12 protein-coding genes are annotated in these 14,768 nt (G+C 65.5%); 7 read left to right on the plus strand and 5 right to left on the minus strand.

Going from position 1 to position 14,768, the window contains the following annotated elements; translation table 11 throughout:
• Nucleotides 1–5: 5 nt before the first annotated feature.
• Entirely contained in the window at nt 6–1,070 is a 1,065-nt protein-coding gene (locus tag B058_RS0108175; protein ID WP_245539276.1) for a ribose-phosphate diphosphokinase, read from the minus strand.
• A 14-nt stretch (nt 1,071–1,084) separates the two neighbouring features.
• Here B058_RS0108175 and B058_RS18035 point away from each other — a divergent pair, with 14 nt between their 5' ends.
• From B058_RS18035 to hpf, 7 genes are all read left to right on the plus strand, one after another.
• Nucleotides 1,085–1,255: a hypothetical protein gene (locus B058_RS18035; RefSeq protein ID WP_018507987.1), complete on the plus strand. Its 171-nt coding sequence runs from the start codon at nt 1,085–1,087 to the stop codon at nt 1,253–1,255.
• A 50-nt stretch (nt 1,256–1,305) separates the two neighbouring features.
• The gene (locus tag B058_RS0108185; protein ID WP_018507988.1) at nt 1,306–1,920 is read left to right on the plus strand and encodes an isochorismatase family protein; all 615 of its coding nucleotides are present in this window, start codon (nt 1,306–1,308) and stop codon (nt 1,918–1,920) included.
• The gene (locus B058_RS0108190) at nt 1,917–3,248 is read left to right on the plus strand and encodes a nicotinate phosphoribosyltransferase (RefSeq protein ID WP_018507989.1); all 1,332 of its coding nucleotides are present in this window, start codon (nt 1,917–1,919) and stop codon (nt 3,246–3,248) included. The genes B058_RS0108185 and B058_RS0108190 overlap by 4 nt, the downstream gene beginning before the upstream one ends.
• 28 nt (nt 3,249–3,276) lie before the next feature.
• Nucleotides 3,277–5,706, plus strand: a complete 2,430-nt coding sequence (locus tag B058_RS16670; protein WP_018507990.1) for a Lon protease family protein — start codon at nt 3,277–3,279, stop codon at nt 5,704–5,706.
• Nucleotides 5,687–6,505 carry a hypothetical protein gene (locus B058_RS17275; protein WP_157265692.1) on the plus strand — a complete coding sequence of 273 codons (819 nt, stop codon included), beginning with the start codon at nt 5,687–5,689 and terminating at the stop codon, nt 6,503–6,505. Before B058_RS16670 ends, B058_RS17275 begins: the two co-directional genes overlap by 20 nt.
• A 68-nt stretch (nt 6,506–6,573) precedes the next feature.
• Nucleotides 6,574–6,954, plus strand: a complete 381-nt coding sequence (locus B058_RS0108205) for an Hsp70 family protein (RefSeq protein WP_018507992.1) — start codon at nt 6,574–6,576, stop codon at nt 6,952–6,954.
• 127 nt (nt 6,955–7,081) lie between these two features.
• On the plus strand, nt 7,082–7,633 hold the full coding sequence (hpf, locus tag B058_RS0108210; protein WP_018507993.1) for a ribosome hibernation-promoting factor, HPF/YfiA family: 552 nt from the start codon (nt 7,082–7,084) through the stop codon (nt 7,631–7,633).
• 1 nt (nt 7,634) lies between these two features.
• Here the strand turns inward: hpf and B058_RS16680 are convergent, their stop codons facing one another.
• The 4 genes from B058_RS16680 to B058_RS0108230 form a co-directional block, all read right to left on the minus strand.
• Nucleotides 7,635–8,315 carry a hypothetical protein gene (locus B058_RS16680; RefSeq protein ID WP_018507994.1) on the minus strand — a complete coding sequence of 227 codons (681 nt, stop codon included), beginning with the start codon at nt 8,313–8,315 and terminating at the stop codon, nt 7,635–7,637.
• Complete coding sequence (locus B058_RS0108220; protein WP_018507995.1) at nt 8,312–9,304, minus strand: CapA family protein; 993 nt, start codon at nt 9,302–9,304, stop codon at nt 8,312–8,314. The genes B058_RS16680 and B058_RS0108220 overlap by 4 nt, the downstream gene beginning before the upstream one ends.
• A gap of 2 nt (nt 9,305–9,306) precedes the next feature.
• Nucleotides 9,307–11,031: a DNA polymerase/3'-5' exonuclease PolX gene (gene polX / locus B058_RS0108225; RefSeq protein ID WP_018507996.1), complete on the minus strand. Its 1,725-nt coding sequence runs from the start codon at nt 11,029–11,031 to the stop codon at nt 9,307–9,309.
• An 80-nt stretch (nt 11,032–11,111) separates the two neighbouring features.
• On the minus strand, nt 11,112–14,753 hold the full coding sequence (locus tag B058_RS0108230) for a bifunctional diguanylate cyclase/phosphodiesterase (RefSeq protein ID WP_026240751.1): 3,642 nt from the start codon (nt 14,751–14,753) through the stop codon (nt 11,112–11,114).
• Nucleotides 14,754–14,768: the final 15 nt, after the last annotated feature.

Raw genomic sequence — 14,768 nt, forward strand, 5'->3', positions numbered from 1 at the left:
TTCGCTCAGTCCTGCAGTAGCTCGACCAGTGAACCGCCGCTGTGCAGGCGGCTAATCGCCTCGGCGACCAGCGGCGTCGAGTCCAGCACCTCGACCCGCTGGCCGAGCAGCGCCGGCGGCAGCCGGAAGGGCGGAATGGCATCGGTGACCAGCACTTTCTCCAGGGCCGCATCGGCCAGCACCCGTTCTGCCGCGCCGGCGAACATGCCGTGGGTGGCTGCGGCAAACACCCGCCTCGCCCCCAGCGCCTTGCAGGCCCTGGCGGCACGCGCAAGGGTGGTGCCGCTGCTGATGAGGTCGTCGATGATGAGGGCGGTCATGCCACCGACCTCGCCCACCACCGCCTCGCCGGACACCACGCCTTCGCTGCGGCGCTTTTCCATGAAGGCCGACCCGACGGGCCGGCCGAGCGCACGGGCCAGGGCGTCGCGCAGGGCATCCGCCCGCTTGACGCCGCCGGCGTCCGGCGACACCACCACGACGGGTTCGTTCCCCAGCCGTGCCGCGAACCAGGCGACGAACAGGCCGCGGGCTTCCAGGTGTTCGGCCGGGATGCGGAAGGCATTCTGGTAGGCGGCCAGGTTGTGCACGTCGAGCGTCACCACCCGGTCGGTGTCCACCGCCTCGAACAGCTGGGCGACATAGCGGCTGCTGACCGGGTCGCGCGGCTTGGTGCGGCGGTCCTTGCGGGAATAGGCGAGATAGGGGCAGACCGCGGTGACCCGGGCGGCCGAGGCGTCCTTCAGCGCGCCGATGAAGAACAGCAGGCGGACCAGCTTGTCGTTGGCGCTGATGCCCGGCTCGCCATAGAGCGAGTGGATCACGTACACGTCCCGGCCGCGCACGTTTTCCAGCGGCCGCGCCTTGTGCTCGCCATCCTCGAATTCGCGTTCCTCGTGGCTGCAGAGCGGGGATCCCAGCGCCGCGGCCACCCGCTTGCCGTAGGCGCGGCTGGCGTCAAGGGCGAACAGGCAAAGCGCATCCTCGGTCATCGAACTGTCTCCTCGCGTCTGAAGGCGCTGGCATCGCCTGAATAATATGCCAGACTTGAAACAAGCACCGGCCCACAAGAAAGGCGAAAACCATGCAACCCAAGGAATGCTTTTATCGGGAGCAGTTCGGCTACTGCTGGCTGGAGGATGGCCAGTGGCTGTTTCAGGCCGTGGATGTGCATGAGAAGCCGCAGGGCGAGCCCGTCAAAGTCGAACTGGGTGAACTGGTCTTCCACCACGATCAGGACGAGGAACTGCATTAGCACGCGCTGAACCGCGTATCCCCTGCATCGTCCCATCGGAGCATGCCTCCATGAACCCCACGACCGACACCCTGGATCCCGAGCGCTGGCACGTGCAGCCGGGCGACGTGCTGCTGGTGACGGACATTCAGAACGATTTCCTCCCTGGGGGCAGCTTGGCGGTGGCCGGCGGCGACGACGTGGTGCCGATACTCAATCGCTATATCGGCGAATTCGTGGCGCACGGCCTGCCTGTCTATGCGACGCGCGACTGGCATCCGGAGGGTCATTGCTCGTTTCATGCGCAGGGCGGGCCATGGCCGGTCCACTGCGTGGCAGGCACGCAGGGTGCTGAATTTGCGGCAACGCTTAGGCTGCCGACCGACACCACGGTGATCTCCAAGGCAACCTTGTGGGGTCAGGAGGCCTATTCCAGCTTTCAGGGCACCGATCTGAATGGCCGCCTGCGCGCAGGCGGCATTCGCCGGCTGTTCATCGGCGGGCTGGCCACCGACTACTGCGTGCTCAACACGGTACGGGATGCGCGACATCTCGGTTACGAGGTGTTCGTGCTGGCCGACGCGATCCGCGCGGTGGACGTTCATCCCGGCGACGGGCAGCGTGCCGAGGCAGAGATGACGAGCCTCGGCGCGCGACGAATCACGCTGAGCGGCCGCGCTGCATGAATTCCGCAGCCAGCGTCCTGCTCACTGATCTGTATCAGCTCACCATGCTGCAGGGCTATCATGACGCCGGCATGGCGGAGACCGCGGTGTTCGAGTTTTTCGTGCGCAGGCTGCGCCCGGCGCGCGGTTTCCTGCTGGCGGCGGGGCTCGATCAGTCCCTGGACTATCTGGAGCAGTTGCGTTTTTCCACCGCGGAACTGGAATGGCTGGCGTCGACCCGGCGCTTCAGCGAGGATTTCCTCGCCTCGCTGGAAACGCTGCGCTTTACCGGCGACGTCCACGCGATGCCGGAAGGCACGGCATTCTTCCCCAACGAGCCGATCCTGCGCGTGACCGCGCCGATCGCGCAGGCGCAACTGGTGGAGACGCGGCTCATCAACCTGCTGCATCTCGAGACCCTGATCGCGTCCAAGGCCGCACGCTCGGTACTGATGGCGCCGGACACGCTGCTGGTGGACTTCGGCCTGCGCCGCGCTCATGGCGCTGAGGCGGGCCTGCTGGCGGCGCGCGCGAGCTATCTCGCCGGCTTTTCCGGCACCTCGACGGTACTGGCAGGCCAGCAGTTCGGCATTCCGCTGTTCGGCACCATGGCGCATTCCTTCATCCAGGCGCACGACGACGAGACGCTGGCCTTCGAGCATTTCGCCCATGCGCAGCCCGGCAACGTGGTGCTGCTGATCGATACCTGGGACACCGAAGCGGCGGCGCATAAGGTGGTGGCGCTGGCCCCGCGTCTGGATGCCGCCGGCATCCGCATCAAGGGCGTGCGCATCGATTCGGGCGATCTCGCCGAGCATGCCCGCCGGGTGCGCCGCATCCTCGACGCCGGCGGCCTCGGCCACGTCATCATCTTCGCCAGCGGCGACCTCGACGAGTTCGCGCTGCGCGACATGCTGGCGGCCGGTGCGCCGGTGGACGGCTTCGGCGTCGGCACCCACCTGGACACGTCGAGCGATATGCCTTACCTCGATTGTGCCTACAAGCTGCAGGAATATGCCGGCCGCGCGCGCCGCAAGCGCTCCGAAGGCAAGGCCACCTGGCCCGGGCGCAAGCAGGTGTACCGCCAGCATGACGTCGACGGCCGCATGGCCCGTGACGTCGTCACGCTGGAAAGCGACGCCCAGGCGGGCGAGCCGCTGCTGGTTCCGGTGATGCGCGGCGGGCGCCGCCTGGCGCAGGCACCAAGCTTGCCGGACATCCGACGCCACGCCGCGGCAAATCTCTCACGGCTGCCGGAGCCCTTGCGCCGTCTGGAAGCCTTCGACTATCCGGTGGAAATCACCCCTCCGCTGCACCAACTCGCCGCGGCGGTCGACCGCACCGCATGACCTTGCCAAAACTAACTAAATTGAAAGTATGACAACTCTCCTCCCTCTTTCCCCAGACCGCCTCTATCGCCCCTGCGATGTCGAGCGGTTCACGTTCACGACCACGGCCGAGCTCGACGACCTGACCGATGGCATCGGCCAGATGCGCGCCATCGACGCGGCGCATTTCGGCATCGGCATGCGCCATGCAGGCTACAACCTCTACGTCATGGGACAGCCTGGCAGCGGCAAGCGCACGCTGATCCGGCAGCTGCTCGATCATCGTGTGGACAAGGAGGCCAAGCCGGCCGACTGGTGCTATGTCCACAATTTCAGCCAGTCGCACAAGCCGCGCGCGATCCGGCTCCCCGCCGGAATGGGGGCGCGTCTGCACGCCGACATGCAGCAACTGGTGACGGAACTCCAGGCCACGATCCCCGCGGTGTTCGAGGGCGAGGAATACCGGCAGCGCCTGAGCCAGATCGACGAGGAATACGGCGAGCGCCAGACGCAGGCCTTCGTCGCAGTGGGCGACGAAGCGGGCAAGCAGGGCATCACGCTGCTGCGTACACCGAACGGTTTTTCGTTTGCGCCGGCCAAGGGCGACGAGGTGATGAGTCCGGACGACTATGACAAGTTGCCGCCCGAAGAGAAAACGCGTTTCGAGCAGGCGATCGCCAGCCTGCAGGAACAGCTGGAGAAAGTCATTCGCCAGGTCCATCAATGGCGGCGCGAACGCATCGAGCGCGTGCGCAAGCTCAACGAGGAGGTGGTGCTGTTCGCCGTCGGCCACTTGATCGACGACCTGCGCAGCAATTATGCGGATCACCCGGCCGTATGCAGCTATCTCAACGAGGTGCAGCAGAACGTCGTCGAAAGCATCGACGAGTTCCGCCATCCCAAGGAGGCCCTGTCGGGCCTCGCCGCGCTCACCGGCCAAATGCCCGATTTCAGCCGGTTCCGCGTCAATCTTCTGGTGGGGCGGGATGGCACAAAAGGCGCACCGGTGGTCTACGAGGACCATCCCACCTACCAGAATCTGCTGGGACGGGTCGAGCACGTTTCCCAACTCGGCGCGCTGGTGACCAACTTCCTGCTGATCAAGCCGGGCGCGCTGCACCAGGCCAACGGGGGTTATCTGCTGCTGGATGCCTTCAAGCTGCTGACCCAGCCATTTTCCTGGGAAGGCCTGAAGCGCGCCCTGTCCACCCACGAAATCCGCATCGAGTCGCTCGGCCAGATGTACAGCCTGGTCAGCACCGTGTCGCTGGAGCCGGAGCCGATCCCGCTCGATGCCAAGGTGATCCTGATCGGCAACCGCCTGCTGTACTACTTGCTCGCCCAGTACGATCCCGAGTTCGGCGAACTGTTCAAGGTGGCGGCGGACTTCGAGGACGAAGTCGAGCGCAGTGCCGACAACGACCTGCTGTACGCGCGTCTGGTCGCGACCCTGGCGCGCCGCGACACGCTGCGGCCGTTCGATCGCGACGCCGTGGCGCGCGTGATCGAGCATAGCGCACGCCGTGCCGAGGATGCGGAGAAGCTCTCCACCCACATGGAGAGCCTGGCCGACCTGGTGCGCGAAGCCGATTACTGGGCGGCGCAAGACACGCGCAAGGTGGTGGCGCGAGCCGACGTCGAGCGCGCGATCGAGGCGCAGATCAGGCGTTCGGACCGCCTGCGCGAGCGCTCGCACGAAGCCATCCTGCGCGGCATCCTGCATATCGACACCGAAGGCGAACGGGTGGGGCAGGTGAATGGCCTGTCGGTTTTCCAGCTCGGCGACTTCAGCTTCGCCCAGCCTTCGCGCATCACTGCCAACACCCGCCTTGGCGAAGGCGAGCTGATCGACATCCAGCGCGAGGTCAAACTGGGCGGTTCGATCCACTCCAAGGGCGTGCTCATCCTGTCCTCCTTCCTGGCGTCGCGCTACGCCGCCGAACAGCCGCTCTCGCTGGCGGCCAGCCTGGTGTTCGAGCAGACCTACGGCCAAGTGGAAGGCGACAGCGCCTCGGTGGCGGAGTTGTGTGCGCTGCTGTCCTCGCTGGCGAATGTGCCGATCCGGCAGTCGCTGGCGGTGACGGGCTCGGTGGATCAGTTCGGCCGGGTGCAGGCGATCGGCGCGGTGAACGAAAAGATCGAGGGCTACTTCGACATCTGCAGCAAACGCGGCCTCAGCGGCCAGCAGGGGGTCGTGATACCCGCGTCCAATGTGGCGCACCTGATGCTGCGCCGCGATGTGGTCGACGCTGCCGCGGCAGGCCGCTTCCATATCTATGCGGTGGAAACGGTGGATGAAGCGCTCGAGTTGTTGACCGGCATTGCCGTGGGGACGCCGGATGCCGACGGCACGCTGCCGGAAGGCAGCCTCAACCGGCGCGTGGCGCAGCGGCTCGCGCATCTGGCCGAACTGCGCCGCAAGTTTGCGAAGAAAGCCGTATCCAGTAGCGGCGGCAGCCATGAGCAAAACGAGGAATGAGCGGCCTGCGGGTCTGAGGATATGGGTGGCGCTGGACGCGTCGCCGCGCGGCGCCGCCGCGCTGGCCGCCGCCGCCGCCCTGGCGCAGGAACTCGATGCCGAATTGGCCGGGCTGTTCGTCGAGGACGTCAATCTGCAGCACCTCTTCGGCCTGCCTTTCGCGCGCGAATACAGCGTGTTGACGGGGGCGGCGCGCCCGTTGTCGCAGGGGGAGGTGGAGCGGACCTGGCGGCACCAGGCCGCGGCCATGGAGCGCCTGCTGTCCGAGGCGGCAGGACGCCAGCGTTTGCGCTGGTCTTTCCGAGTGGCGCGCGGCAGGGTGACGGCAGAAGTCAGCACGCTGGCCCATACGTTCGACCTGATCGTACTGGGAAAGCTGGCCGGCAGCCGCGTGGTGGCGGTCACCCGGACCACGATGCGCCTGGGCGACAGGCCCCCACCGCCGCGCGAGGGGCCGGTGATGGTGCTGTTCGAGAACGTGTCCGCTTCCGCAAGCAGTCTGGCCATGGGGGTCATGCTAGCGCGCCGCAACGGAGCCGAACTGGTCGTGCTGGTCAGCGCGGCAAGCAAGGACGCGTATCGAGCGGCCTGCGCGATCGCCCGGTCTGCGCTCAAGGACCGGGGCGCTGCAGGTCGCTGCGTATGGTTGCCGACGCTGGACGAGGCCAGCCTGATCCAGACAGCCAAGAACGAGATGGCGGGTTGCCTGGTGCTGGCTGACCGCGAACGTTTCCTCAGGCAGGCGGGCTTCGAACGGATGGTGGACGAGATCGAATGCCCGATCGTATTGACCCATTAGGCCAGTTGCCCAACCCCGCGATCCACATGGACTAGGACCAGATTGAAGACAGGATAAGGAGAAGCATCATGGCCATCATCGGCATCGATCTGGGGACGTCGAACTCCGCCGCCGCGGTATTGCGCGGCGACCGTCCCGTCATCATCCCCAGCGCCGAGGGCGTGAGCCTCGGCGGCAAGGCGTTCCCCAGCTACGTGGCGATGGTCGCCGACGGACAGATGCTCGTCGGTGAGCCGGCCCGTCGGCAGGCGGCAGCGAATCCCGAGGGCACCGCCACCGCCTTCAAGCGCAAGATGGGGCAGCGCGAAACCATCACGCTGCGCGACAAGGCCTTCACCCTCGAACAGCTGTCCGCCTTCCTGCTGCAGAAAATCAAACGTGACGCCGAAGCCTTCCTCGGCGAGGCGGTCACGCAGGCGGTGGTCACCGTTCCCGCCTACTTCGACTGACGATCTGCTGGCGTTGCTGGCAGAGGAGCTAGGGGCGATCGCCCGCCTGATTACGCACGAGCAGGACAAGGAAATCAGGACCCGGTATTGACTGCGCGATTCATTACATCGACGAAAGGATGACAACATGAAGACACCCCTGCAAATCACGTTTCGCGACATTGAGCATTCCGATGCGCTGGAGGCGCATATCCGCGAAAAGGCCGAGAAGCTTGAGACTGTTTTCGAGCCGATCATGTCCTGCCGGGTGGTGGTGGAAATGCCCCATCAGCACAAGCACCAGGGTAGGTTCTTCAACGTGCGCATTGATATCGGCGTGCCGGGCAGCGAAATCGTGGTGAACCGCGATCGGCATGAAGATATCTATGTCGCCCTGCGCGACGCCTTCGATGCCGCCAGGCGCCAGCTCGACGACTATTCCCGGCGCCTGCGCCGCGAAACCAAGGTCCACGATACGGAATACATCGGCGAGGTGGTGCGCCTCTATCCCGACGAGGGGTATGGCTTCATTCGGCGCACCGACGGCGACGAACTGTATTTCAATGCTGACAATCTGGTGAATGTCACGCTCACCCAGCTCGACGAGGGCGACGCCGTGAAATTCATCGAGGACAGGTCGATTGCCGACAGCTTGCAGGCCAAGCGCGTGAGCGTCGGCCAACACCACCTGCCGGAGTAGATCAAGCGGTGCGACGGCGCATGGCCCGGCGCCGGAGGCGCAAGCCCTCGCGCATCAGCGCTGCCTCGAACTCGGCAAAGGCGGACGCCGGTTGTCCGTCGGCAGCCCATACCTGTTGCAGTTGGGCAAGCGCGCGGTCGGCGTCATGGACAGGAGGCTGTAGATAGCCCAGCGCGTTTGCCGCAGCCAAGGCCAGTGGCGACAGCGGCGGCTCGGCCCGGGACCAGATGCCGCGCAGTTCGCGCAGGAAGATGCCGACGGTGGTGTCGCCGATTCCCTTGCCCAGGGCCTTGAGCCGGTTTTCCAGGTCGCGCGGATCGGCGGCCGCGTCATGCAGGACATCGAGGTTGCCGCCGTAATCGCGCATCAGCGCGTCACACGCCTCAAGCAGCTTGGTGGCGGTTTTGTAGTCGTAGCGCACGTAGCCGCCGGCATCGAGGATGGCCACCAGGCCATCCCAGCCAGTTGCCAGGATACGCCCTGGCGTGAGCACGCCGCGGGCGGAGAATTTGCGCCAGGTACGGCTTGCGAGCGATTCCGAAATGCGCGTGCCGTAGAGCACGGCGGCGAGAAACCACTTGAAGCGCTCGCCCGCGTCGGGCGCGTCGAGTTCGATGCCGAGTTCGCTGGCGTAGCGGCCGCCCCGGCTTGCCACTAGATTGGCCGGGGTGATTCTGCTCATGGCATGGGCCCGTAAACCAGCCATCCGGCATGGCGTTGGAGGGCGGTACCCAGTTCGCCGCACAGCCTTTCCATGCGGGCGGCGATGGCCTCGAAGTCCGCGCCATGCGCCAGCGCGACGCGTGCGATGTCGAGCGTCACCGGAACCAGTTCGATGCGCTGCAGCCGTCCCCGGTCGAACATGAGCTTGAACAGGCAGGAATGGTCGTTGCGCAGCACGGGATCGACGGCATAGTCGTCGATGAAGTCGCCGGTGTCATACAGAATGGGTTTGCCCTGGTGGATCTCGATCCCCTGGCAGAGGTGCGCGCTGTGGCCGTAGACCACGTCCGCGCCGAGTTCGATCACACGCCGGGCGAAACGGCGGAAGTCCGGGGCAGGGCGCTCGACGAAATTGGCGCCCCAGTGGTTGGAGAAGACGACCCAGTCGGCGCCGGCCGCCCGCGCGCGCCCGATCGCGTCCGCCACGCGCGCCAGCGTATCCGCCTCCAGCGAAACCTCCAGATAGTGCGTGCCGGGATGCAGCCTGGCGGCGGCGAAGTCCGGCTGGTTGTCGGTGCAGGCGAGCAGCGCCACCCGGCAGGGCGATGCGCCGTTCACCTCGAGCAGGGCGGGTGCGGCGGCCTCCACGATATCGAGACCGGCGCCGGCATGGCGGATGCCGGCGGCGTCCAGCGTGCGCAGCGTGTCGCGCAGGCCCCGCACCTCGAAGTCCAGCACGTGGTTGTTGGCCAGCGCGCAGGCGTCGATGCGCGCCGCCTGCAGGAAACGCACGGCACCTGGGTCGGCGCGGAAGTGGAACGGCTTCCAGCTGCACGTCCACGGCTGTGCATGCCGGGTCAGCGCGCATTCCAGGTTGGCGATGCGCAGGTCCGCCTGCAAGAGGTGCGGCAGCACGTCGCCCCACATGTCCTGCGGGCGCATGTGCCGCAGCGCCGCGTCGACGCCGCGGCCGAGCATGACATCGCCGAGCAGGGCCAAGGTGAACATGGCTACATGGTGCGCCTGAGCAGGTGCCGCAGGGATGCCAGCGGACGGGTGTTGAGCACGTTGTCCTTTTCCAGCCAGCCGCGCCGCGCCTGGCCGACGCCATACTGGAGATTGGCGAAATCGAAGGTGCTGTGCGCGTCGGAATTGATGCTGACCCGCACGCCTTCCTCCTTCGCCATCTGGCAGTGTGTATCCAGCAGATCGAGGCGATCCGGGTGGGCGTTGAGTTCGAGGAAGCAGCCGCGATCCTTTGCATGGCGGATGATGCGCAGCATGTCGACGTCGTAGGGGTCGCGCTGCTCGATCAGGCGTCCGCTGGGGTGGGCCAGCAGCGTGAAGTGGGGATGGTCCATGGCGCGCAGGATGCGTTCGGTCTGCTTGGCGCGCGACAGATGGAACTGGCTGTGCACCGCGCCCACCACCAGGTCGAGCCGGCCCAGCACCTCGTCCGGCAGGTCGAGGCTGCCGTCCTCCAGGATGTCGACCTCGATGCCCTTCAGCAGGGTGATGCCGTCGAGTTCCGCGTTGAGGCGGTCGATCTCGTCGCACTGGCGCGCCAGCCGCAGCGGATCGAGGCCGTGCGCCACGGTGAGGTGGCGCGAGTGTTCGGTGATGGCGAGATAGTGCAGCCCCATCCCCTTCGCGGCGAGCGCCATCTCGCGCAGGCTGTCGTGGCCGTCGGTGGCCTTGGTGTGCGCGTGCAGGTCGCCGCGCAGGTCGGACAGTTCCACCAGCTTCGGCAGGCGGCCTTCGCGTGCCGCCTCGATTTCGCCGCGGTCCTCGCGCAGTTCCGGCGGGATGTAGGGCAGGTCGACGCTTCGATAGACCGAGATCTCGTCGTCGCCGGCAATGCGCTCGCTGCCGCGGAACACCCCGTATTCGTTGATCTTGAGGCCGAGCTTCTGCGCAAGGCGGCGGATTGCGATGTTGTGCGCCTTGGAGCCGGTGAAATAATGCAGCGCCGCGCCGTAGGCCTGTTGCGCCACCACCCGCAGGTCGACCTGCAGGCCGCTTTTGAGAACGACGCTGGCGCGCGTGCTGCCGGCCGAAAGCACGTCGGCCACCTCGTCGTAGGCGGTGAAATGTGACATCACGGGGCTGTCTGCCGCAGCGGTGACCAGGATGTCGAGGTCGCCCACCGTCTCGCGCATGCGGCGGAAACTGCCGGCCACCGTTACTTGGTCGACTCCGGGCACGGCCTGCAGGAACGCGGTGAGCGTCCCTGCATACTGCGCCGCCACCGCCAGCTTGAAGCGGCGCGCCTGACTGACGTGGGCTTCCACCGCCTGCAGGATGTTGAGTTCGGTTTTTTCGCCGAAGCCGGGCAGGGCACGGATACGCCCGTCGCGCGCCGCGCGGTACAGCTGCTCGACGGTCTGCACCTCGAGGTCGTGGTACAGCGCCTTGACGCGCTTCGGCCCCAGGCCGGGAATCTGCAGCAGTTCGGTGACGGCGGGCGGCAGTTCGCGCCGCAGGCGATCGAGCAGGCTGCAGCGGCCGGTGTCGACGATTTCGCGGACCTTGGCGGCAAGGTCGTCGCCGATGCCGGGCAGCCGGGTCAGGTCTTCGCCTTTTTCCAGCAGCGCACGCGCCTCCTGCGGCAGTTCGCCGAGTGTGCGCGCGGCGTTCCGGTAGGCGCGGATGCGGAACGGGTTGGCCCCCTGGATTTCCAGACGGTCGGCGATTTCCTCGAAGACGGCGGCGATGTCGGCGTTGTGGACGGGCATGCGGTCCTTTCCTTCATGCTTTGGCGTATTGCAGGAACCAGGGCTGCATGTGAATGATAGAAGCCGGAACCCGGATTCGCTCAGGCCGTACGCCGTTCCCGGATGAAGACCAGGACCGATTCCGCTGTCAAAGGTTTGCTGAACAGATAACCCTGCATGAAATCGCAGTGATGCGAGGCCAGTAAATGGCGCTGCGCTTCGGTCTCCACGCCCTCGGCGATCACGGCCAGGCCGAGGCTGTGCGCCAGCGCGATGGTGGCGGTGCAGATGGCGACGTCGTTGCTGTCGCTTTCGATGTCGCGTACGAAAGATTGATCGAGTTTCAGAGTGTGGATCGGCAGCAGCTTGAGATAGCTGAGCGAGGAGTAGCCCGTACCGAAATCGTCGATCGACAGGCGTACGCCCAGGTTGCGCAACGCCTTGAGCTGACTGATGCTGGCGGCCGGGTCGTGCATGGCAACCGATTCGGTGATTTCGAGCTCCAGGTCGGTGCCTTTCAGGCCATGCTTTTTCAATGCCCCTGCGACATGGGCCAGCAGGATGGCGGAGTGCAGTTGATAGGCGGACAGGTTAACGGCCATGCTGAAGTCGGCGATGCCGATATCGCGCCATGCGCGGAGCTGGCGGCAGGCTTCATCCAGCACCCATTCGCCCAGCGGCAGGATCAGGCCGGTTTCCTCGGCAATGGGGATGAATTCGGCTGGCGGCACCAGGCCCATGCGAGGGTGGCGCCAGCGTACCAGCGCCTCGAACCCGACGATGCGGCCGCTCCGGCTGTCGAACTGGGGCTGGTAATGCAGTTCGAACTCTTTGTTTTCCACGGCCACCCGCAAGTCATGGTCCATGGTCAGCCGCTTCATGGCGGCCTGGTTCATCTCGGCCGTGAAGAACTGGACATTGTTGCGTCCCAGCGATTTGGCGTGATACATGGCGGTGTCGGCGTTCTTCATCAGCGTTTCGCTGTCCTCCCCGTCGTCCGGGTAGAACGCGAGGCCGATGCTTGGCGTCGAATGCAACGCATCTTTCCCGATACGATAGGGCTGGGATAGCGTGTGCAGGATCTTGTCGGCGACGCGGGCCGCGGTCGTGGCGCCTTCCACTTCGGTCAGCACCACCACGAATTCATCGCCGCCGAGACGGGCCACGATGTCGCTTTCGCGTACGCTGTCGCGCAGGCGTTGCGCCACGTCCTTGAGCAATGCGTCGCCCACTGCATGCCCGAGCGTGTCGTTGATGGTCTTGAAGCGATCCAGATCCAGAAAGATCACCGCCAGCGCACGCTGTTCCCGATGGGCCATGGCGAGTGCCTGCTCGAGTTGACCCTGCAGGCTGAAGCGGTTGACCAGGCCGGTAAGGGCGTCATGGTAGGCCAGCTGACTGATTTGTGCTTCGGCCAGTTTGCGTGCGGTGATGTCCGTGAAACTGGTGATGTAATGGGAAAGGTGGCCGTCGGGATCGCGCACGACCGAGACCGACATCCACTTCGGATAGAGTGAGCCGTCTTTTCGCCGATCCAGCACCTCGCCTTGCCAGTAGCCTGCCTGTTCGAGGGCGGCCGCCATCGCCTGGTCGGTGTCGTCGAGTGCCTGACTGGCCATCAGGATATGCGGATGCTCGCCTCGAATGTCGTCGATGGCGTAGCCCGTCAGGCGAGTGAAGGCCGGATTCACCGCCAGGATGCGGTTGTGGCTGTCGCTGATGAGGATGGCTTCGCCGCTGTGTTCGAACACGTTGGCATAGAGCCGCAATGCTTCCTCCGCCTGCTTGCGCTGGGTGATGTCCTGCACGGTGCCCGTGGAGCGGACCGCGTTGCCTTCAGCGTCGAAATGCATTTCGCATCGTTCGTTCACCCATTTGATGCGGCCGTCCGGCATGCATATCCGATGGCTGATCTCGTACGGCTTGCGGTTCGTCAATGAGTCGAGGTAGGCCTGATTGACCCGTTCGCGGTCCTCGGGGTGCACCGCGTCCATGAATGCCTCGTACGATGCGCCAAAGGTGTTCTGGTCCACCTCGAAAAGGCGGAAGGTCTCGTCCGACCAGGCCAGCGTATTGCTGGCCACGTCGAACTCCCAGCTGCCGACCTGAGCGATGCGCTGTGCTTCGTTCAGACGCGTTTCGCTTTCCTTGAGGGCGGCTTCGGCCAGCTGTTTTTCCGTCACGTCGGTGCCGATACTCACCATGAATTCCATCTCGCCCTGTTCGTCCGGCAATACGGAATTCGACCATTCGATCAGGCGCCGCGCCCCGTCCCGGGCGACCCAGTGGTTGGTGTGTGATCCTCTCAAGGATTGCGGATTGCGAACGAGTGCGTCGAACGCCTCCTGGTGCACCCGGTCGCGTTCCTCCCGCGGCAGCAGAAAATCCCAGACGAGCCGCCCCTCGACTTCTGCGAACGCGTAGCCGGACAATTCCTCGCAGGCGCGATTGAAGCGGCGGATGCGGCCTTCACGGTCGAGCACGACCACCAGCGCTCCGGCCTTATCAAGAATCGCGCCCTGCAGCATGGAGAGCTTGCGCAGCTCGTGCGAGCGCGCTTCCACCTGGGCTTCGAGCGTATGGTGGATATTCTCCAGCGCATCCGTCATATGGTTGAAGGCATGGGCCAGATGGCCCAGCTCGTCGGGGCCGTCCTGCGGGGCACGCTGCGACAGATCGCCGGCGGCGATGCTGTCGGCCACCCGGGTGAGGTTCCGGATGGGGCGCGACAGGCCGCGTCCCAGCAGATAGGCCGCGCCGCCTGAGAGGAGCAGGAACAGCGCCAGCGCGACATAAGTGACATGGCGCAGATGCGTGGCGGGCGCCAGCGCTTCCGCGCTGTCCATTTTCACTACCATCCCCCATCTCAATTCGGGGAGATAGCGCCATGCCGCCACGCAGTCGACTCCGGCGTAGTCGCGTACGAACCCATTGCCATGGTCGCCAGCCAGCGCCTTCTGCATCGGCAGCGCGGCTGCCTCGAGCGGTACCCGGTAGCGATAGGCGGCGTCCCGGATATGGCGGAGCGGTCCCGTGTAAAAAGCCTCGTTGTCATCGCGTTGCGCCAGAACCGTTTCGCCCGTGCGGCCGAGGCCGGTGTGATCGGCCGTGACCGATTCCAGCTTGTCCACATCCAGCCGCAGGGCCAGCACGCCGATGACCTTGCCCCCGTCCAGTACGGGTGTAGTCAAGAAGGCGGTCGGCCGATCCCCCGAAGGCGCATAGGGCGCGAACTCCGAGAGGCGGGTTTGCAGGCTTTGCAGGGTCAGGCTGAAACCTCTTGCCAGCGGCGTATCGCGGTACGCGCCAGTCAGGAGATTGGTGCCGAGATCGGGCTCGCGCCGCAGGGAAAAAATCACGTTGCCTGCCGTGTCCATCAGCAGGAAATCGTGAAAATTACCGGCCTCGTAGGAAATGCTCAGGTCGTTTTGCAACGGGCGTGCAGCGGCCTGGTAGAGTGGGGAGTGCAGTCCATCTGCATGGTAAGCCTGCTCCAGCTGGGCCAGTCCATGACGGATCAGGTTTCTCTGGCCGAGCAAGCGGGCGTCCGCCCGCCGCTCTATCATGTAACGATCGATCTGATCGGCTTTTTTGTCCGCGATGGTGACCATGGTTGCCAGCACGCTCTCATGTAGCGACGCTTCGAACGATGCCAGGTAGAACGCGGCCAACCCTGTCAGCGGCAGCACGGCCACCAGCAGGTAGCTCAGCAACAGGCGCCTCGATATGGAAAGCCCCTTCATGGCCTGGCGGTCAGC

Source organism: Thiobacillus thioparus DSM 505 (assembly GCF_000373385.1).
Lineage (GTDB): Bacteria > Pseudomonadota > Gammaproteobacteria > Burkholderiales > Thiobacillaceae > Thiobacillus > Thiobacillus thioparus.